Origin of the sequence: Flavobacterium sp. 102 (assembly GCF_003634615.1) — a bacterium.
Lineage (GTDB): Bacteria > Bacteroidota > Bacteroidia > Flavobacteriales > Flavobacteriaceae > Flavobacterium.
In genome coordinates this window covers 2,256,307-2,277,027 of sequence record NZ_RBKX01000001.1, presented here as the reverse complement: position 1 = coordinate 2,277,027, position 20,721 = coordinate 2,256,307, and the positions used below count along the sequence as shown (strand labels likewise).

Here is a 20,721-nt window from a genome sequence, read left to right as displayed (position 1 = left end):
AGAAAAATAAGGAAATAAAAAAATCCTGATTTTCATCAGGATTCATTATACTATTTAAATTTAGAAACACCATCTTTAAGCCAAGCCAGATATTCGTTGATATTTGGAGTATAACTAATCGGATTGTTTAAGTTTTGTTCTTCTAAATCGATTAAAACATAGAGCGGCTGCGTGTTGGTTTTATATTTAGTTATCATAAAATCAGTCCATTTGTCACCAACAGTTACAATTTCTGAACCGGTTGATTTAGAGATGAACTGCTCATTTTTAGGCAAATCGATATTTTCATCTACATACAAAGAAATTAACACTACGTCATTTTTCAAAATATTCAACACCTTTTCGTCTGACCAGACATTGATTTCCATCTTACGACAATTGACGCAAGCATGACCTGTAAAATCAATCATGACAGGTTTATTGACTTCTTTGGCGTAGGCCAACCCTTTTTCATAATCGGTAAAGGTAATTATGTCGTGTTCTCCTAATTTGGCGCCATCGGGTAAAGTTTCTTTTGAGGTTGATGTGTTACCAAAAAATCCTCGCGGACTTTCGCTATACGTTTGTGGTGGCGGAAAAGCACTAATTAATTTTAACGGTGCGCCAAACAATCCCGGAATCATATAAACGGTAAATGCTAAAACCAATAACCCTAAAGACAATCTTCCTACCGAAATGTGTGATAACGGACTGTCATGTGGCGTGGTAATTTTACCTAACAAATACAAAGCCCAAACGCCAAATACGGCAATCCAAATGGCCAAGAAAACTTCTCTTTCTAATAAATGCAATTGTAATACTAAATCCGCATTGGATAAAAATTTAAAGGCTAAAGCCAATTCTAAAAAACCTAGTGAAACTTTAACGGTATTCAACCAACCACCTGATTTTGGCAATGAATTTAACCAACTCGGGAACATCGCAAACAACATAAACGGCAAGGCTAATGCCGACGAAAAACCAAGCATTCCGACAATTGGCGCAATGCCACCTTTGGACGCTGATTCTACCAATAGCGTTCCAACAATTGGTCCGGTACAAGAAAAGGAAACGATAGCTAAGGCCAAAGCCATGAATAATATCCCGATAATACCACCTCTATCAGCTTGTTTATCCACCTTATTGGCCCAAGAATTCGGCAACATGATTTCAAAAGCACCTAAAAATGACGCCGCAAAAACCACTAACAATAAAAAGAAAAACAAGTTAAACCAAGGATTCGTAGACAAAGCATTCAAAGCATCGGCACCAAAAATAGCCGTTATCGCTAATCCTAAAACCACATAAATGGCGATAATGGAAAGTCCATATAAAATGGCGTTGCGTTTGCCTTGCCCGGGATTTTTACTTTGCTTGGTAAAAAAGCTCACCGTCATTGGAATCATTGGAAAAACACATGGTGTTAATAAAGCCGCAAATCCGCCTAAAAAGGCCAAGAAAAAAATCGTCAACAAACCTCTATCTTCTTCTTTTTTTGGTTCAGCCACTTTTGCCACAGCAGTTGGTTTATCGGCTTCTTTTACTGCTTGAACTGTATCAGCTTTTATAGTGTCAACTGTAACAACCACTTTCGGATTGGTTATGGAAATCTTTGGTAATGGAAATGTAAAAGTATTATCCTGATTGATACAAACCTCTTTACACACTTGGTAATCAATCGTGGCTCTTATAGTCTTCAGATTCGGATTGGTTATCTTTACTTTTTGGGTAAAAGTTACGTTCTTTTCAAAATAATATTCGTCAACTTCAAAAACATCGTTGTATTGCTTTTTATAGGGACTTTCTTTGACTTTGCCCACCAACTCATAGTTTCCTTTAACTTCTTTGAATTTGAATTCGGCCGCTAATGGTCCGTTTTCAGGCGTAAATTGAGAATAAACATGCCAGTTGTCTTCGATTTTTCCTTCCATCACCAAATTGAATTCGGTGTCGCTGATTTTTTCGACTTTAGTCGTCCACTTTACCGGATTAACGATTTGGGCATTTATATTGGCGAAAGCCAAAAAACTGAAAAGAAAAAATAGTGCTTTCTTCATTAGTTGGTGTAATTGATTTTTAAAATTTTAGTTGTTGTTGCTGTTACCTTGAACCGTTCATCTTGTCTTTTCCCTACTATCCAAACAATTTTATCATCGGAACAGAGTAGCCAAACATTGCTTTTTTCCAATAAAGAGAACTTTTCATCTTTGAAATACTTGCTCAATTTCTTTTTCCCGGTCATCCCAAAAGGTTGAAAAAAATCACCTTCTTGCCAACGGCGAATGGTCAAAGGAAACTGCAACAAATCTTCATCGACAAAGATAGTATTAGTTGATTGAAGTGAAATGTCACTTACGTTACAAAAGTCAAGTTTTAAGGGAATTTTAACTTCGGATTGTTCTTTCTGCACCCAAAACACTTCATCACTTACAATATTTTGTTTTGGAAATAACAATAAGGAATCTCTGTTTTTCAATAGTATATGGGTTTCGGACAAGACTTGCTTTCCGGATTGTGTATTGATTAACTCATAAACCGAAGTCCAATCGGCAAAGCCAAAAGGTTGCAACCAATCGAACAAATAGGCTTTGTAATTTCGGTATTTGAGCAACTTGAGTAAGTCGATAACCGTATGATGTTCTTCTTCACTGACAACTTTTTGGTACAAATTCTTAGCTGCGTCTTGTGCCAAAGATTGACTTTGTTTCAAATGACTAATCGTATTTTCAAAAGACGACAGCAAACTCGGGTTCAGTTCTTTCAGTATCGGAATCACGTCGTGACGCAATTTGTTTCGCAAATATTTATCCGAAGCATTGCTGCTGTCTTCACGCCAAGCGATTTGATTTTCTTTGGCGAAAGCTTCAATTTCCTTTCTGGAAAAGGCTAATAAAGGTCGAACAATCTTATCATTTTGTTCCGGAATGCCGGTCAAACCGTCTAAACCTGAACCACGCGTAAAGTTGATTAAAAAGGTTTCCAAACTGTCATCGAGATGATGTGCTGTTAGGATATAATCGAAATTATGGTTGGCCAAAAGCGTATAAAACCACTCATAACGAAGGTTTCGCGCGACAACTTGAATCGAAAGTTTATTTTGTTCGGCAAAAGCCTTGGTGTCGAATCTTTGAATGAATATTGGAAATTGTAATTTTTCTATTTGATTTTTGACGAAGTTTTCATCCTCATCGCTTTCTTCGCCACGCAATTGAAAATTACAATGCGCTACCGCAAAATCAAGTTTAGATTGATGACAAAGATTTACCAAAACCATGCTATCAATGCCGCCGCTAGTGGCTAATAGCAATTTCTTCCCATTAAGAAACGGAAGATTCGTATTGATGTGGTTTTGGAATTGCTCAAACATATTTTAAGTCAAAAGGGATTAGGGAAAAGGGATAAGTTATTCCTCTAGCTTTTTAATTAACGAATTTAACATTTTTTCGCCTTCAATTGATAGCTCTTTAATTTCTTCTAAATCATCAGCTTTTATAAAATCTAAATTAACTGCAATTTCCAACTGAGTTTGATTTTCAAATAATGAACCTCGGGCAATTTGTAAAAATCTCGAATAATCTTTTCTATAATTCCTTCCATAACCTTCCGCAATATTGGAAGGAATCGAAATAGCACTTCTTTTTATTTGAGAGGTCAATCCGTATTTTTCATTTTCAGGTAACTGAAGAACTAATTTATAAATCAGCGTTACCAAACTCATTGATTTTTGCCAAACAATCAAATCTCTATAACTTGTCATATCTCTACATTTAAAACTTTTAACTTATCCCTTTTCGCTAATCCCTAATATTTCAACACTTCGAACATGGCTTTCGCTTTCAACAAACACTCTTCATATTCTAACTCAGGAATAGCTTGTGACGTAATAGCGCTTCCAACAGAAAAAGACAAATACTCGTTTTGGGTATTGTATAAAATACTTCGAATGACAACATTGAAATCGAAATCATTGTTTGGTGTAAAATAACCAACGGCGCCGCTGTACAAACCTCGTTTGGTATCTTCCAAATCTTCAATGATTTTCATAGCGGAAATTTTGGGTGCGCCGGTCATGCTTCCCATAGGGAAAGTTGTTCGCAGAATTTCTACAGGCGAAATCGAATCCTCCACGGTCGAAACTACTGTTGAAATCATTTGATGGACTTGCTCAAAAGAATAAATCCCGCAAAGTTCTTCTACTTCAACAGAACCTTTAGTAGCCGTATGCGACAAATCGTTTCGGACTAAATCGACAATCATGATATTTTCCGATCGTTCCTTTGGATTTTCGGCTAAATCGGTTTTTGCTTTTTGGTCTGAAACTTCGTCGGTATAACGCTTGGCCGTACCTTTTATCGGCTGGGAAATAACTTTGTTTCTTTCTTTTCTCAAATAGCGTTCAGGCGAAGCGCAAAGCAAATACTGATGGTTGTTTTTAAAATAAGCAGCAAATGGCGGTTTTGAAATACTGTTGAGTTTTTGGTAAATTTCTAAAGGGTTAATTTTGGCTTTTTCGGCATAAAACTCCATGCAAAAATTCGCTTCATAAATATCACCGCGGTGAATGTGGTTGAGAATTTCAGTGACTTTGACGAGGTAGTTTTCCTTTGAAATCCGCTGTTCTATTTTGGGTTGCCGGTTGTCGGTTGTCGGTTGTCTGTAAGTCTCGATTTCTTCTAAATCAGAATCTATTTCATCATCACACATTCGCAGATAATGAATCTCCAATTGATCTCCTTTGAGCAAAAATAATTTCTTAGGTTGGAAGAAAAACAAATCGGGAAAATCTAAACCGTCAAAATTGTTAGATTCTAAGACTTCAGTATCATTTTTCAGGTCATAAGACAAATAGCCGAAAAGCCAATCTTTGGTTTGTTGTTGGTACTGTTTTAAATCTTCAAAAGCATTGTGATAGTCTGTTTTTATGGATGTAAAAGCATCAAGAGCTACAACACAGTCATAACTAGAATACTTTTGTTGATAGGCATTGGAATCCAAAAAAACTACTTGACTGAATTGTTGCGACCAAGCCAATAATTGGTTTTTGAAAGTATCGGTTGGGACATTTTTTTTAGAAATTATGGTTCTCAAGGAGTGCTTTTTAAAGAAATCAAAATTACAACAAAAAATAATGTTTCGTTTATAAAAACCGGCAATCTGAGTAACTTCAAAAAACTCAGACAAAACCAACGTAAAACATCTGATAATGAAATAAGTAGCTTTCATAAAAATCTTTACTTTTTTTGTTTAACTTTGATAGAACAATCAATTAAATTCAATCATCATGAAAATCGCTACCATTATTATTCGAATCCTTATTGGATTATTTTTACTGTTTGCCTCAATTAGTTTCTTCCTGAAATTAGCTCCCGAAACAGAAGCCACCGGAAATTTCAAAGCATTTAATACCGGTTTAGTGGCTTCTACCTATTTAATCCCTTTGGCCAAAGCGGTTGAATTGTTATGTGGCATTTCGTATGTTATAGGTCGGTATGTTACCTTAGCCAATATTGTTATTTTACCGGTAACCTTGAATATTTTACTAATCAATTATTTTATGTCACCGGAAACTTTATGGATTGCGGCCTTACTTTTCTTAGGCAATCTATTTTTAATTTATCGCTATTGGAACAATTACAAATCAGTTTTCACACCATAAAAAAACGTCCCGATTATCGGGACGTTTTTGTTATTTATCAATGGAGCCTAAGACGCGTTTCATAAAATCATTGAGGGCTTCTTTTTTGTCTTTGCCGTCTTTGACCATTTTATGCACTTCAAGCGCACCATACATATTGGAGATTAATTCGCCAATCACATCCAATTCTTCATCTTTCAATGAAGGAACTTCGGTTAAGGCTTCTAATACTTCAATAGTTTCTATCAAATAATCTTGATCATTGTCCTCTATAAATTGAGTCAAATGTTTGATAACAGGTAGTTTCATTTTTTTTAGATTGTTAGATTATTAGACATCTTAGATTATTAGACATCTTAGATGGTCAACCTCTAAATTGTCTAAGTCAGTCTAAAATCTATTATACAATTTCGGTTACTAATTCGGCTAAAACTTCCGCTTTATTGGTTTGTGTTTGGTTGACCAATTTACCATTTACGAAAGTGGCAAAGGTTGGCAAGTTAGACACATTAGCTAATTTTCTGGATTCAGGAGAATTCTCTGCATCGACCAAAACAAAAGTCATTCCTTCATTTTGTGAAGCCAATAGTTTGAATTTTGGTTTCATGATACGACAGTTCCCACACCAAGAAGCCGAATATTGAACCACTACTTTCTCATTGGTGTCGACCAAATTTTGCAAAGTATCTTCGTTTAATTCGATTAACATGGCTTATTAGTTTTGTGCTAAATAAGCAGCAGTGCTTAATCTATCAGCGTTCATTGCTTCTTTACCTTCTTCCCAGTTGGCCGGACAAACTTCACCTTTAGTTTGTACGTGCGTGTAAGCATCGATCAATCTCAAATACTCATTTACGTTTCTTCCTAATGGCATATCATTTACACTTTCGTGGAAAATTTTACCGGTTTCGTCAATTAAATAAGTCGCTCTGAAAGTCACGTTGGAACCTTCTAAAATTTCGTCATTCAATTCTGCGTCATAAACCCATTCAGCATCTAAAATATCTAAAGCAGCCGATAAATTTCTGGTTGTATCAGCAATTAAAGGATAAGTTACACCTTCAATTCCACCGTTGTTTTTTGGTGTATTCAACCAAGCGAAGTGCACTTCATTGGTATCACAAGAAGCACCGATTACGATAGTGTTTCTGCTCTCAAAATCACTCAAAGCATTTTGAAAAGCGTGTAATTCTGTTGGACAAACGAAAGTAAAATCTTTTGGGTACCAAAATAAAAGTACTTTCTTGTTGTTTTTTGTAGCTTCTTCAAGCACATTGATTCTTAAATTGTCTCCCATGTGAGAGATGGCATCTACTGTAATACTTGGGAATTTTTTTCCTACTAATGACATAATGTGTATGGTTTAAATGTTATTTTTTCGTGGTGCAAAAGTACTTCGTTAATTGGTTTAAAAAAAGCACCTTCTAATTGTATTTTCCTATTGGATTATAGTTTTTGGCTTTGACCAAATCTTAACCAAACTTATTTAAAAAATAAGATTAAAAACATGATTTTTGTTATCTTATCTTATATTTGTTTTTTTGTTAACATAACCAACCAGAAAACCATGTTATTATCCAATCTGTTCCGAAAAAAATCAACTTCTGTAATTCTTAAAGAAGGTGGTGACGGAGAGCATTCCGGCTTAAATAGAGTACTCACTGTAAAAGATTTAACGTTCTTCGGAATAGCAGCCATCATTGGTGGCGGAACATTTAGCGCTATAGGAAACGCTTGTTTTTCAGGCGGTCCGGGTGTTGTTTTTCTTTACATCATTTGTGCTATCGCTTGTGGTTTTACTGCCATGTGTTATGCCGAATTTGCTTCTCGCGTTCCGGTTTCGGGTAGTGCTTATACTTATGCTTATGTTTCCTTTGGGGAATTATTTGCTTGGATAATCGGTTGGGCTTTGATTATGGAATATTCCATTGGGAACATCTATATAGCGTTTTCTTGGAGTGGTTATTTTACCAATTTACTCGAAAGTTTTCACCTTCATTTACCAGAATGGTTGACCATCAACTACAAATCGGCACACGCTGCTTTTGAGGCTAGCAAAACCGGAGAAGGATTGAATGCTTGGAATAACGCACCTATTATTGGCGGATTAAGAATCATCTTTGATTTACCGGCTGTTCTGATTAATGTTTTAATTACTTATTTGGTTTACAAAGGCACTAAAGAATCCAGAAACTTTAGTAACATAATGGTTTACATCAAATTAGCGATTATTGTTTTAGTGATTATTGTTGGAGCTACCTATGTTGATATAGACAATTGGACACCATTTATGCCGAATGGTTTTGGCGGTGTAATGGCCGGCGTTTCTGCTGTTTTCTTTGCTTATATAGGATTTGATGCGGTGTCAACTTTAGCGGAAGAAAGCAAAAACCCGCAACGCGATTTACCTCGCGGTATGATTTATTCTTTAGTGATTTGTACTATTGTCTATATTATTTTAGCTTTAGTTTTAACCGGAATGGTGAAATACGACTTACTTGGCGTAAGCGATCCATTGGCTGAAATCTTTGCTTTAAAAGGGGTAAAATGGATGTTGTTCATAGTGTCTATTGCAGCTGTCGTAGCGATGACCAGTGTATTACTGGTATTCCAAATGGGACAACCGCGTATTTGGATGACGATGAGTCGTGACGGATTAATGCCAAAGAAATTTGCCGAAATTCATCCCAAACATAAAACACCCGGATTTGCTACTATAGTAACCGGATTAGTCGTTGGAATTCCGATATTCTTCACAGATGAAAACTTTGTATTAGATTTTACCAGTATCGGAACTTTATTCGCTTTCGTCTTAGTTTGTGGTGGTGTACTGATGTTGTCTCCGCAAAGCGAAGCCGAATTAGCCGAACGTGCGACTAAAGGCAAATTCCGAATTCCGTATATCAATTCTAAGTACCTATTTCCATTAATCTGTTTGGGTGCTTTTGGAGCGGTTCAATACTTCTTGCCTACTTTCTTCCCAAGTACTTTTAGTTATTCTGACAACTTTTTTGCTAAAAATGCCCCAATGGTTGTCTTTGTAATATTGTGTGTCGTTATGGCGGTATTGGCATTCCTTAAAAATTTGTCTCTAATTCCGTTACTCGGACTTATCTCTTGTTGTTATTTACTAACAGGAATGGCAGTTTCGAACTGGCAATGGTTCGGGATTTGGTTGCTTATCGGACTGGTCTTTTATTTTATTTATGGGTATAAGAATAGTAAGTTGAATAAGAAAGCATAAGTAAAAAGAGATAAGGAAACTGAATTATTTAACCTCTTGTCGTCATTGTTCTTCTTTTAAAGCCTTCAACAACATTTCATGTTCGAGTTGCAGTGTAGCCTGTTTGATTTTGTGTTGCAGAATAAGAAGCTGACTGCTATTTTCTAATTGCTTAATCGCTTTAGCTTCCATCACTTTGAGTAAGTCATTGTTCTTATGGTCATTATTGGATAAATAGGAAACCAAAAGCAACTTCCTTACACTTTTTTCCTGTTTTTGTTCCAAAATAACTGTTTGTCTGGCAGCAAGCAATTGTTGGAATTCGTTTTCCTGCAACTGGCGTTGTATTGACGCTTTCATTAGTGAGTCTTGTTTGGTTATATGAAGCATTTGATTTTGGGACTTGGCTGAAGGCGTTTTGACATAAGTCAGTATTTCCGTCAGTAGCAACTTGCTTGATAGCGGCAAATCTCTTTTTCCTGATTCATACATAGACCATTGACTGCGACTGATTTTTAATAACATAGCCATGTCATTGTGGGTAACGCCTAGTATCTTACTGATGCCTGATTTTTTTTTCATCATTGCAATTTTGTGTGACCATTTTTACCTACACAAAAATTTTGCCACAGTTTTTGTGACCATTTGATTTAATTTTAATTTTCTGTCACAGATTTGTGACTATTTTATTTTAAATAAAAAATTTGCCACAACCCTTAACATCTTCCTCTAAGTAAAAAAACCATGAAGACAGCGTAAAATTAGCTATTAGTGGGGATTGTTTTATGCTGTGAGATTTGGTAAATTTGGTTAAAATTGAGAATATAAGTTCGCAAGAGTAAATTATTATTTGTATTCATATGTAGCATTGTTAGAAACTCCAATTCTTAAAATTGTAAAAGCTCAATGTCCGCATGCAATTCCAAATCACAAAACTTATCCCTTTTCCCTTTTAACTTATCCCTCTTTTTTTGCTACTTTTATCAACACTATAACATTCAAACTTTTTACAATGTATAAAAAACTCTCTTTTTTACTCGTTGCCCTAACTTTCAATATTACCAACGCTCAAGAAACAGCAAAAACAGATAAAGAAACACCCAAATGGGATGTTGCCAAACCCGGTGACAGTTTTAACTATAAAACCCAAAACTTCACTACTTCCGAAGGCACGTGGATGAACTTAGATGTCAGCCCTGACGGAACGACTATTGTTTTCGATATGCTAGGTGATATTTATAGCCTACCAATTTCAGGTGGCAAAGCCAAAGTGTTGCGCTCCGGAATTCCTTTCGAAATCCAACCGCGTTTTAGTCCGGACGGAAAAAAAATTGCTTTTACCAGCGATGCCGGTGGCGGCGATAACCTTTGGGTGATGAATGCCGATGGTACCAATGCCCAACAGGTTTCTAAAGAAGATTTCCGATTAATGAGCAATCCGGCTTGGATGCCTGACGGGAATTATATTGTGGGCAGAAAGAATTTTACTTCACAACGCTCTGCCGGTGCCGGAGAAATGTGGCAATACCATATCAGTGGCGGAAGCGGTGTACAATTAACCAAACGCAAAAATGACCAACAAGACGTAAACGAACCCAATATTTCAAGAGATGGAAAGTACTTATACTTCAGCGAAGACATGTATCCCGGCGGTTTTTTCCAATACAACAAAGATCCGCACAATGAAATCTATGTCATCAAACGTTACGAATTTGAAACCGGAAAACTCGAAACCATCACCGGCGGACCGGGTGGCGCAGCTCGTCCGCAAGTGTCTCCTGACGGAAAAAAATTGGCTTATATCAAAAGAGTCGGAACGAGTACGGTTTTATATTTACACGATTTAGAAACAGGTGAAGAATGGCCGGTTTTTGACAAACTCGACAAAGACCAACAAACCGCTTGGGCATTGTTTGGGGTTTATCCTAACTTTAACTGGTTACCAAATAATGAAGATATCGTGATTTGGTTTGGCGGAAAAATCAATAAAATCAACACCAAAACATCAACCGCTACTAATATTCCGTTTACAGCAGATGTAGCTATTGACGTGGCAGACCGCCTGCATTTCAATACGCTGATTTCAGACAATGATTTTACCGTAAAAATGATACGCGATGCGGTAACTTCGCCTGATGGAAAGACCATGGCCTTTAGAGCTTTGGGGTACATTTGGACAAAAACATTACCCAACGGAACGCCAAAACGATTAACCAACGGCGCCGACTTTGAAGCCGAACCAACTTTCACTGCAGACAGCAAAAATGTTATTTATGTGACTTGGAATGATACCGAATTGGGTAGCATTCGAAAAGTAGGTTTAGATGGGAAAAATTCGGTGAAGTTAAGCTCGGAGAAAGGCATTTTCAGAACACCTTCCCTATCGCCTGACGGAAAAACTATTGTTTACAGAAAAGAAGCGGGCAACCTCGACCAAGGAATGGCTTTTTCTAAAAAATCGGGAATTTATACCATTAGCGTCACAGGTGGAACAACTAAATTTATTACCGAAAACGGTCAGTATCCTTTATTTACGAAAGATGGGAATCGTATTTTTTACCAAACCGGCGGTGTATTTTTTGGTAGTTTGACCAAAGAATTGAAAAGCGTGGATTTGACCGGAAATGACGAAAGAACACACATCAAATCAAAATATGCTAATCGTTTGGTTCCGAGTCCGGATAACCAATGGATTGCTTTTATGCATTTGCACAAAGCCTATGTGGCACCTTTAAACATGAACGGTCAAGAAATTGATTTGGACAATAAATCCACTGTTGTTCCTGTTTCAGAATTGACGAAAGATGCGGGAATCAATTTGCATTGGGCCACCAACAGTCAAAAAATAATGTGGACCTTAGGCGACAGTTATTTTGTAAACGAATTAAAAGACCGATTTACTTTCTTGCCTGGTTCGCCTGAAAAAGTGGAGAAACCAACGGATAACGCAATCAAAATTGGTTTAACTTCTAAAGTAGACAAACCAAAAGGTAAAATTGCCTTAACCAATGCTCGAATCATTACGATGGATGGCGATAAAGTAATTGAAAAAGGTACGATAATCATTAACCAAAACCGTATAGAATCCGTAGGAAATGCTAATGACGTTTCCGTTCCTGCCGATGCTCGTGTATATGACTTAAGCGGAAAAACCTTAATGCCCGGAATGGTCGATGCACACGCACACGTTGGCGCTTTCAGATACGGATTGACAACCCAACAAAACTGGCAGTTTTATGCTAATTTGGCTTTTGGTGTAACGACTTCTCATGATCCATCATCGAATACAGAGTCGATATTTACACTTTCAGAAATGGTAAAAAGTGGTGCGATGGTTGGTCCTCGAATTTACTCCACCGGTTTTATCCTTTATGGTGCTGATGGCGATTTTAAAGCCTTAGTCAATAATCTTGATGATGCTCGTTCGTCTATCAAACGCACGAAAGCTTTTGGTGCGTTATCTGTAAAAAGTTACAACCAACCGCGTCGTGACCAACGCCAACAAGTGTTGCAAGCGGCTCGTGAAGAAGGGATTAACGTAGTTCCTGAAGGCGGTTCTAATTTCTTTCACAACATGACGATGGTGATTGACGGACATACCGGCGTGGAGCACAATATTCCGGTAACACCGGTCTATAAAGATGTTTTGGAACTATGGGGCAAAAGTAGTGTTGGTTATACGCCTACGCTGATTGTCAACTATGGCGGATTGAATGCTGAATATTATTGGTACCAAAAAACCAATGTGTATGAAAACAAAAAACTATTGCAATTTACGCCAAGAAGTATCATTGATTCACGCTCTCGTTTCCGCACGATGGCGCCGGATGAAGAATATGAAAACGACCATATCCTAACTTCAAAAACAGCTAAAAAACTAGCGGATAGCGGTGTAAAAGTAAATATGGGCGCTCACGGACAATTACAAGGTTTAGGCGCACATTGGGAATTGTGGAGCATTAACCAAGGTGGCATGAGCAATCTGGAAACTTTGAAAACCGCTACCATCAATGCGGCCAATTATATCGGTGCCGGAAAAGACATTGGTTCCATTGAAAACGGCAAATTGGCGGATATTCTAGTCTTAGACAAAAATCCTTTAGACGATATTCAAAACTCGGCTACGTTACGTTATACGATCGCCAACGGCAGAATGTACAATTCAGAAACGATGAACGAAGAAGGCAACGAACCCAAAACCCGCAAAGCGTTCTATTGGGAAAACAACAAATACAACGCCGCTTTCCCTTGGCACGAAGAAACCGAAAGTTTTATGGAACATCATTGTTGTGATGCGGTTCATAATTAACTATAAATCCTTAAATAAAAAAACCATTTGCTAAAGCGAATGGTTTTTTTTATGAAATAAATTTTACATCGAATAATTTAAAAAACTACCTCAATATTTCCTCAAAACTCGGTTTGAAATAATTCGGACCTTTCATCACTTTGCCGTCTTCACGATAAATTGGTTTACCATCTTCTCCTAATTTGCTCATATTACTGCGTTGGATTTCGTCAAAGACCTCTTCTATTTTGTGTTGCAGGCCGTGTTCTAAAATGGTTCCGCACAAAATGTAAAGCATATCGCCTAAAGCATCCGCAATTTCAGTTAAATCATTATTTTGAACCGCTTCGAGGTATTCTTCGTTTTCTTCTTTCATCAAATTGAAGCGCAACATGTTCTTTTGTTCGCCCAAATGGCCTTTCATTTCGTGGCTTACACCCAATCCGAAGGCGGTATGAAATTCTTTTACTGCGTTGATTTGTTTTTGCATTTTTAACTAAATTAATTGATACTGCAAGTTATAACATTACAATACATTTGAGTATTTTTGTTGAAAATTTGAAATAAATGTTCACAACTGGTCAATGGATTTTCGCCGCTCTGTTTTTTGTTGCTTTTGTAATCGCCGCTTTTTATGCTTATGGCAAAGACAAAGCATTACACAGCAAGGTCTATAAAGGAAGTTATAAAATCCTCATCGCATTTTTACTTTTTATCGCTATGTTGTTTGTGATAAAAATGTTTATGAAACATTAAGCAATTTTTCCTTTAAAAAGATTCACACTAACCGTTGCCAAATCAGAATTCGGGAATCGGGTAAATACTTTATCATCCGAAAACAATCCGGCTTCAGCTGCAATTTTGTGCAAAACGTCAATCTCTACAATATATTGATCTGAAAAACCATGTGTCGCATCGTAAGCCGTTGCGGCAGTTCTTCCGATATTTTCTGCAGTCAATTCAGGCGGAATCGTATGTAATTCGATTATTAGTAAACCAAACTTATGCACAAACGGCGACCATTTTAATAAGTGTTCCAATAAATTATCTTCGACATCATTATTACTGATTCTTTTTCCTCGATGGGCAAACGCTCCGGTTGATGTGCTAACTCGGTTAGGTGTTTTGCTTTTTGGCTCTTCCCAAATGCGGTTATGATCGAGAAAAGTTCTCACGTTGAGCAATTCTTTTAAATCGATGTTGTAATCTTCTGTTAAAGTATCGGCTAATAATTGTGGGCGACCAATATCACCCCAAATCACTTTAGCCCAAATATCGGCTTTGATTAAATTGGCACGAGTGACTTTCAAAGCGGCTTCATTATAATCGACACCAACCAAAAACAGCGGATGGTCATCGAGCATTTTGCCTCTTTTCGTTTGGCGTTCAATCACATCAAAAATATGTTCCAAAAAAGCGCCGTTGCCACAACCCATATCAAGAATGCCTTGAGGTTGCTCAGCTATCGGTCGGTTGAATAATTCGATGATGATTTCGTCTACAATTTTAAAATATTCAGCATGCGCACCGCCACTTCCCCAAACATTCATTTCACGATCAACATGCAACTCAGCTTCGTGTTCGCCTACATTTCGCAAAATCGAAGCGTTCCCAAAAAGCAGTTCGTCCATTTTGCGCAACGTCGGAATATAAGAAACCGTTACACCATAAGCTGCGGCTCTTTTGGCATAAAACAAACCTGTTTCAGTGAATTGGTAGTGATCGCCTTTTTTGATAAACCAATCCAAATGCGTTAGAAAATCTAAAATTACTGCAAAACATTCCGGCTTCTTGTGAAACTCTTCCGGACGGAAAGAGGTTTCCATGAAATACTTATGAAACATTCCGGTCATGCCAAGCATTACGATGGTTGGCCCAACCAAATTCCCTTCGATATGATATAAAACTTGCTCTTGAATGGAACGCACTTTTTCATCTTCTGACAATTTTATGCCAAAGTTCGTCTTGTATTTTTGGAACAAATCATTGAGCATTTCAAACGGTTCTACTTCAAATTTTCGCGGATGAAAATGTTCTGTAAATTGCAGTAACTCGAAAACACCTTCATAATTGGAAACCAATAAAAAAGCCAGTTCGCTATTATCGTTTACACTAAAAATGATTTCATTATTTTGATTGTCAAAACTTTGACTTAACCAACCTTGTGAAACCAATACGCGAAGTGCAACATTCAAATAACCATCATTGGCGTTGAATTTTTGTACCAACTCTTCCAATAAAACTTTTTGCTCCTGCAAAATATAATCCAGTACTCCTTTTTTATAAAGTGAATAGGCAACCGGAACTGTTGTAATACCGTCTAAATGCCTGAATAAAATGCCTCGAAGTTCGCTTTTGGTTTTCATAAATGATGCTTTGATTACTAACAAATATACTCAATCTGTAAATATCAAAAGTTAAATGTTTTATCTTAACTTTGTGTCACCTAAAAATCGACTGATGAGAATTCTAAAATATATATTCCTACTAGTATTATTAGCTTTTGTAGGCGTTACCGTTTATGTAGCAACGCAAAAAGGCGATTTTGAAGTATCCAAAAGTATGGTCATTCACAGTCCGAAAAGTATTGTTTTTGATTATGTCAATGATTATAAAAATTGGGAAACCTTTGGTTCTTGGATGACCAAAAATCATGACATTACTTTTAACTATCCTGCCAAAACCATGGGCGCAGGTGCTAATTTTTCTTGGCAAAAAGACGGCGATGAAGGTTTTATCAAAACTTATTTTGTTAAGGAAAATGACAGTTTGGTCCAAAAAGGGAATTTCAACGGTACGACTGCAACCATTCACATGAAATTTAAAGACACTGTCGGTGGTACCAAAGTAACCATTCACAGTAAAGGTAAAATGGATTTGTTGACCAAAATCAATACGTTTTTCGATGGCGGAATGTCTAATATTTTGACCGATGCTTTTGAAAAGAGTTTGAGAAATCTCGACAAGACTTTGGATTACGAAATGAAAACCTATTCCATCAAAGTCAATGGCATTGTACAACGTAGTTCAGGTTTTTGCCTAAAGCAAACCGTTTCCTGTAAAATTAAAAGCCTATCAAAAAACATCAAAATCATTATGCCGAAAATGGTACATTTCTTTAAGAAGAACCAATTGGCGATGGCCGGAAAACCTTTTGTACAATATGAACGCTATGATGTGGCAAATGATATCGTAACTTTTTCTGTTTGTGTACCAACCACAAAACAAGTATTTGTGACTTCGGGAAGCGATGTCACTTCGGGCGAAATTGTACCGTTTACTTGTTTGAAAACGACTTTGACCGGAGATTATTCGCATACACAAGAAGCTTGGACAAAAGCCAGAAAGCACATTGCAGACAATGGCTTCCAAGAAAACTTCGCCGGAAAATATACGGAGGTTTACACCAAAACTATTGACGACATCAAACAACCGTCGAAATGGGTAACAGAAATTCACATTCCGGTATTTCCGAAAACTCCGGTGGCGGAACCGACTTTTGTTTTGCCCACAACTCCGGCTGCAGAACCAGCAGAAACAACAACTAGTCCGACAGAAACACCATAATTTTCGGGTTGGATTAAACCTTTTCGATTATCTTTATTCCAACAGTTAAATTATTGCTTTGCAAGAAGAAAAGGATTTTATTCGGGAATTATTAGATCCTAAAACGCAGAATGTTGCGTTTCAAAAACTCTTGCGGGATTACCAAAGGCCTTTGTACAGTCATATTCGCAACATTGTATTAAACCATGATGATGCCGATGATGTGTTGCAAAATACTTTTGTCAAAGTTTTTCAGCATCTCAAAAATTTCAAAGGCGATAGTAAATTGTTCTCTTGGATGTACCGAATTGCAACCAACGAAGCAATTACTTTCATCAATCTAAAGGCCAAACGCAACGGAACAACCAGCGAAGCCATGCAAACCAAAATAGTCGAAAATTTAAAAGCTGATGATTATTTTGATGGAAATGAAATCCAGATCAAGCTTCAAAAAGCCATCATTTTGTTGCCCGAAAAGCAGCAATTGGTTTTTAAAATGAGGTATTACGAAGAAATAAAATACGAAGAAATGTCGGAGATTTTAGGTACGTCGGTTGGTGCTTTGAAAGCATCTTACCATCATGCTGTGAAAAAAATTGAAGATTTTATGAATACCAATTAAACCTTATCCTCTTAACTTTGTCAAACGATTATGAAACCATTTAAACTCGATAACGAACCTAAAATCACCTCAGGATTTACTACGCCTGAAGGTTACTTCGATTCGTTTAACGCTAAAATACTAAGACAACTTCCATCTGAAAAACCGAAAGTGATTTCAATTTTTAGCAGAAAAAAAACTTGGTATTATGCTGCTGCGGCAGTTGTAGTAATGATGTTGTCCATACCTGTTTTTAATACTTTCAAAACTTCACCTGAAGAAATTGATGCCATTGCTTTAGAAGATTACCTTAACAATCATACAACGATATCTAATGATGAAATTGCGAATTTTTTGGACAAAGAAGATTTAGATAAAATGAAGCTAGAGTTAAATCTTCAAGATGAAGCTATGGAAGAAATACTATTAAACAACGCCGATTTAGAACAATACCTTATAGACTAAAGATATGAAAATCAACAAAATACTTATCGCAATACTTATGCTTTTTTCGATAAACTCCTTTGCTCAAGGCGGTCGTTTATTGAAAGAAAAGAAAGAACAAATTAAATCCATGAAAGTGGCTTACATCACCAATGAATTGTCTTTAACACCGGATGAAGCAGCTAAGTTCTGGCCATTATATAACGCTTTTGAAGAAAAGCAACACGAAATCAGAAAGCAAAAACTAAAAGGCTATATGGATCGAATTGATGATGAATCATTTGACAATTTATCTGAAAAAGAAGCTTCAACACTCTTGGGACAAATGGAAAGCACTGAAGAGGAATTGCATCAAGCAAAGAAAAAATTTGTAGCGAGTTTGAAAGGCGTAATTTCCTCCGTGAAAATTTTGAAACTCAAAAAAGCAGAAGAAGGTTTTAATCGGAAATTATTACAACAATACCGCGACAAAAGACCTAGAAGATAAAAGCAAAGAGAGTCAAAATGGCTCTCTTATTTTTTGAACTCAATTTTGATAATTTTGTTCTTTCCGGCTGCAAAAGCAGTGTCTTCATCCGAAAATCTTATTGTGTATAAAGTTGCATCAGTTGAGAATTGTTTCCAACTATTTCCGCTATCGGCAGAATAATACAAACCACTTGCGCCTACTGAAACTATTCCTTTACCATTTGATTTTGGTACAAATTGCACACAAGAAGTATACCCAAAACCCATGTTTTCCCCTATCAAACTCCAAGTTTTTCCACCATCTGTGGTGATTGCTTTGTTTTGAAAGTTTTGGGTTGGTTTTTCATAATTGCCCCCGGCGATAAATCCAATCTTTTCATCATAGAAATCAGCGGTGAAAATTCCGGTCATAGATTCTCCTTGAACGATAGGTGTTTCATACACTTGCCAAGTTTTCCCTTTATTAGGAGAATGGAAAACCCTGGATTTCTTTCCGCCGGAAACTATCCAAACGTTATTCCCTTTTAGAACAATATTGGTGTTACTGGCTGCGAATGCTGCTTCACCATCTACTATTAAAGGCAAGTTTTCACAATCTGTTTTCCTCCAAGTATTGCCACCATCACGAGTGATAATAACCGACAAACAATCAGCCGTTGGATTACCTATAGCAATACCTTCATTTTCATTCCAAAATTGCATACTGTCGTAGAAAACTCTTTCGTTTTTTTCCTGATAAACAAGCGTTTTATCCATTAAATTCTTTGAAAACTTGTACAATTTGGCCGGATTTCCGATAGACAAAGCAAAGAAATATTTACCATTAGTCGCCAAACTTCTGTATTCATATTGCAAAGTGTCGGTAACAATTGTTTTATCAATTTCTCCTTCTCTTTTAGGCGTTTGAACATAACCAATTCTACTTTTATCACCGGAGAAATATACTTTATCCTCAATAATTGTTATCGCCCTGATACTAATTTTATCATTCAAAATAGTATCGATAGTAACCGATTGAAACGTTTGTGAATTTACTTTGGAAAGTATAAAAAGAAAAAAAAATAACGATATACAAAATGACTTTTTCATAGTAAACACTAGGATTTTAAACGAATATACAAATTTTAAGCCAGTTAATAATTAGTTAAAAAAACTTCAAGAATTTCTATGGCACAGTAATTGGATATTGGCTTTCAAAACTATTCCATATTAAAACATTATATTATGAAAACTAAAATTATAACCTTGTCCGTTTTGTCTTTGTTGAGCATCACTGCGGTTTTTGCGCAAGACAGAACTACGGTTTCAGCCTATAATTCTGAAATCAGTGATAATCTTGATTTAAAAGCGGTAGCTTCTATTTTTGGAGATTCCAGAGATTTAGCCGATTTTGAAAGAAGATTAAATGACCCAAAAATTCAAATTTCCAATTTGGATTTAAACGAAGACAATCAAGTTGATTATTTGCGTGTCATTGAAACGGCTGAAGGCAACGCCCACTTAATTGTAATTCAATCGGTTTTAGGTCGAGATACTTTTCAAGATGTAGCTACAGTTGAAGTTCAACGTGACCGAGATAATCGTGTTCAAGTACAAGTAGTTGGGGACGTATATATGTATGGCCCAAATTATATTTACGAACCGGTTTATTCTTATACACCTGTAATCTATACCTCTTTTTGGGTTGGTAATTACAGACCTTATTATTCTTCATGGTATTGGGGCTATTATCCAAGTTACTATTATGCTTGGACTCCGTTTCCAATATTCAGATACAGAAGTAATATTGGTATCCATATCAACTTACACCACCACTATAATTACGTAAATAACAGAAGATGTCAAGTGGCTTATAATAGTTATTACAGAGGCGGAAGAAGAGGAAATGGTTATGAAGTACGCTATCCAAATCGTTCTTTCCAAGTTAGAAATACCGGTTATACCAACCGTCGTGAATTAGACCAAAACAGAAACACCAGAACTGTTGGCAATAGAGAATTGGCTAATAACAATACACGAAACAACGCTAATACAGGAGTTTCACCAAGAGAAAATGCTAATACAAGGAGTGAATCTCCCAGAACGGTTAGGACGCAAGAAGCTTCGCCTAGAGTAAATTCAAATCAAAGAAATGAATCTCCAAGAGTCGTAACTTCTAATGGCAACACTAGAAGCAATGAGTCGCCAAGAACGGTTAGAATACAAGAAGCTTCACCGAGAGTAAATTCAAATCAAAGAAGTGAGTCTCCAAGAGCGGTAAGTTCAAATGGTAGCAGCAGAAGTTCCGAATCACCAAGAGCAGTGACTTCAAACGGAAATAACAGGAGTTATGAATCGCCTAGAAGCAGTGCTCCAAGAGAAATGTCAAGCCAAAGAGCTAATTCCGGTAGCCAAAGACAAATGTCGAGCCCGAGAGGAAACTCAGGCGGACAAAGAGAAATGTCTGGTCAAAGAAGCAATTCACAAAGAAGTGACAGCGGTTCAAAAGGAAACAGAAGAAGTTAAGTTTTATATATAGTTTTGTTGTTGAAAAAAGA

General features: G+C 36.7%; 20 protein-coding genes. 9 read left to right on the top strand and 11 right to left on the bottom strand.

Annotation, left to right across the window (positions count from 1 at the left end):
* Positions 1-50 precede the first annotated feature (50 nt).
* From C8C84_RS09900 to C8C84_RS09885, 4 genes are read right to left on the bottom strand one after another with little or no spacing between them, the layout of a single operon-like run.
* Entirely contained in the window at positions 51-2,036 is a 1,986-nt protein-coding gene (locus C8C84_RS09900; RefSeq protein WP_121313490.1) for a cytochrome c biogenesis protein CcdA, read from the bottom strand.
* Positions 2,036-3,346, bottom strand: coding sequence for a tRNA lysidine(34) synthetase TilS (gene tilS, locus C8C84_RS09895; RefSeq protein WP_121313489.1), 1,311 nt, complete (start codon positions 3,344-3,346; stop codon positions 2,036-2,038). The genes C8C84_RS09900 and tilS overlap by 1 nt, the downstream gene beginning before the upstream one ends.
* 36 nt (positions 3,347-3,382) lie before the next feature.
* Complete coding sequence (locus tag C8C84_RS09890) at positions 3,383-3,736, bottom strand: four helix bundle protein (protein ID WP_121313488.1); 354 nt, start codon at positions 3,734-3,736, stop codon at positions 3,383-3,385.
* Between the two features lie 44 nt (positions 3,737-3,780).
* The gene (locus C8C84_RS09885) at positions 3,781-5,067 is read right to left on the bottom strand and encodes an anthranilate synthase component I family protein (RefSeq protein ID WP_370453654.1); all 1,287 of its coding nucleotides are present in this window, start codon (positions 5,065-5,067) and stop codon (positions 3,781-3,783) included.
* A gap of 193 nt (positions 5,068-5,260) precedes the next feature.
* On the opposite strand from C8C84_RS09885, the gene C8C84_RS09880 reads away from it, so the two are divergent.
* Entirely contained in the window at positions 5,261-5,635 is a 375-nt protein-coding gene (locus C8C84_RS09880; RefSeq protein ID WP_121313486.1) for a DoxX family protein, read from the top strand.
* Positions 5,636-5,665: 30 nt separating this feature from the next.
* Here C8C84_RS09880 and C8C84_RS09875 read toward each other — a convergent pair whose 3' ends face one another.
* From C8C84_RS09875 to C8C84_RS09865, 3 genes are all read right to left on the bottom strand, one after another.
* Positions 5,666-5,923 carry a hypothetical protein gene (locus tag C8C84_RS09875; RefSeq protein ID WP_121313485.1) on the bottom strand — a complete coding sequence of 86 codons (258 nt, stop codon included), beginning with the start codon at positions 5,921-5,923 and terminating at the stop codon, positions 5,666-5,668.
* A gap of 91 nt (positions 5,924-6,014) precedes the next feature.
* The gene (locus C8C84_RS09870) at positions 6,015-6,323 is read right to left on the bottom strand and encodes a co-chaperone YbbN (protein WP_121313484.1); all 309 of its coding nucleotides are present in this window, start codon (positions 6,321-6,323) and stop codon (positions 6,015-6,017) included.
* Between the two features lie 6 nt (positions 6,324-6,329).
* Entirely contained in the window at positions 6,330-6,965 is a 636-nt protein-coding gene (locus C8C84_RS09865; RefSeq protein ID WP_121313483.1) for a peroxiredoxin, read from the bottom strand.
* Between the two features lie 216 nt (positions 6,966-7,181).
* On the opposite strand from C8C84_RS09865, the gene C8C84_RS09860 reads away from it, so the two are divergent.
* Positions 7,182-8,858, top strand: coding sequence for an amino acid permease (locus C8C84_RS09860; protein WP_121315030.1), 1,677 nt, complete (start codon positions 7,182-7,184; stop codon positions 8,856-8,858).
* A 42-nt stretch (positions 8,859-8,900) separates the two neighbouring features.
* Here the strand turns inward: C8C84_RS09860 and C8C84_RS09855 are convergent, their stop codons facing one another.
* Positions 8,901-9,422, bottom strand: coding sequence for a helix-turn-helix transcriptional regulator (locus C8C84_RS09855; RefSeq protein WP_147406837.1), 522 nt, complete (start codon positions 9,420-9,422; stop codon positions 8,901-8,903).
* 427 nt (positions 9,423-9,849) lie between these two features.
* On the opposite strand from C8C84_RS09855, the gene C8C84_RS09850 reads away from it, so the two are divergent.
* Positions 9,850-13,146, top strand: a complete 3,297-nt coding sequence (locus C8C84_RS09850; protein ID WP_121315029.1) for an amidohydrolase family protein — start codon at positions 9,850-9,852, stop codon at positions 13,144-13,146.
* An 85-nt stretch (positions 13,147-13,231) separates the two neighbouring features.
* On the opposite strand, the gene C8C84_RS09845 is transcribed toward C8C84_RS09850, so the two are convergent.
* The gene (locus tag C8C84_RS09845) at positions 13,232-13,615 is read right to left on the bottom strand and encodes a MazG nucleotide pyrophosphohydrolase domain-containing protein (protein ID WP_121313481.1); all 384 of its coding nucleotides are present in this window, start codon (positions 13,613-13,615) and stop codon (positions 13,232-13,234) included.
* Between the two features lie 77 nt (positions 13,616-13,692).
* Here C8C84_RS09845 and C8C84_RS09840 point away from each other — a divergent pair, with 77 nt between their 5' ends.
* Positions 13,693-13,881 (top strand): hypothetical protein, encoded by a 189-nt coding sequence (locus tag C8C84_RS09840; RefSeq protein WP_121313480.1) that lies wholly within the window; start codon positions 13,693-13,695, stop codon positions 13,879-13,881.
* Here the strand turns inward: C8C84_RS09840 and C8C84_RS09835 are convergent.
* Positions 13,878-15,491, bottom strand: a complete 1,614-nt coding sequence (locus C8C84_RS09835) for a class I SAM-dependent methyltransferase (protein ID WP_121313479.1) — start codon at positions 15,489-15,491, stop codon at positions 13,878-13,880. The genes C8C84_RS09840 and C8C84_RS09835 overlap by 4 nt on opposite strands.
* 94 nt (positions 15,492-15,585) lie before the next feature.
* Here C8C84_RS09835 and C8C84_RS09830 point away from each other — a divergent pair, with 94 nt between their 5' ends.
* Genes C8C84_RS09830 through C8C84_RS09815 form a run of 4 tightly spaced genes read left to right on the top strand, consistent with a single transcriptional unit; the run spans position 15,586 to position 18,203 of the window.
* Positions 15,586-16,692 carry a transcriptional regulator gene (locus C8C84_RS09830; protein WP_121313478.1) on the top strand — a complete coding sequence of 369 codons (1,107 nt, stop codon included), beginning with the start codon at positions 15,586-15,588 and terminating at the stop codon, positions 16,690-16,692.
* A 58-nt stretch (positions 16,693-16,750) separates the two neighbouring features.
* Positions 16,751-17,293 (top strand): RNA polymerase sigma factor, encoded by a 543-nt coding sequence (locus C8C84_RS09825; protein ID WP_121313477.1) that lies wholly within the window; start codon positions 16,751-16,753, stop codon positions 17,291-17,293.
* 30 nt (positions 17,294-17,323) lie between these two features.
* The gene (locus C8C84_RS09820) at positions 17,324-17,737 is read left to right on the top strand and encodes a hypothetical protein (protein ID WP_121313476.1); all 414 of its coding nucleotides are present in this window, start codon (positions 17,324-17,326) and stop codon (positions 17,735-17,737) included.
* A gap of 4 nt (positions 17,738-17,741) precedes the next feature.
* Positions 17,742-18,203, top strand: a complete 462-nt coding sequence (locus tag C8C84_RS09815; protein WP_121313475.1) for a sensor of ECF-type sigma factor — start codon at positions 17,742-17,744, stop codon at positions 18,201-18,203.
* Positions 18,204-18,229: 26 nt separating this feature from the next.
* On the opposite strand, the gene C8C84_RS09810 is transcribed toward C8C84_RS09815, so the two are convergent.
* Positions 18,230-19,273 (bottom strand): oxidoreductase, encoded by a 1,044-nt coding sequence (locus C8C84_RS09810; RefSeq protein ID WP_121313474.1) that lies wholly within the window; start codon positions 19,271-19,273, stop codon positions 18,230-18,232.
* 135 nt (positions 19,274-19,408) lie between these two features.
* Here C8C84_RS09810 and C8C84_RS09805 point away from each other — a divergent pair, with 135 nt between their 5' ends.
* The gene (locus tag C8C84_RS09805) at positions 19,409-20,689 is read left to right on the top strand and encodes a hypothetical protein (protein WP_121313473.1); all 1,281 of its coding nucleotides are present in this window, start codon (positions 19,409-19,411) and stop codon (positions 20,687-20,689) included.
* Positions 20,690-20,721: the final 32 nt, after the last annotated feature.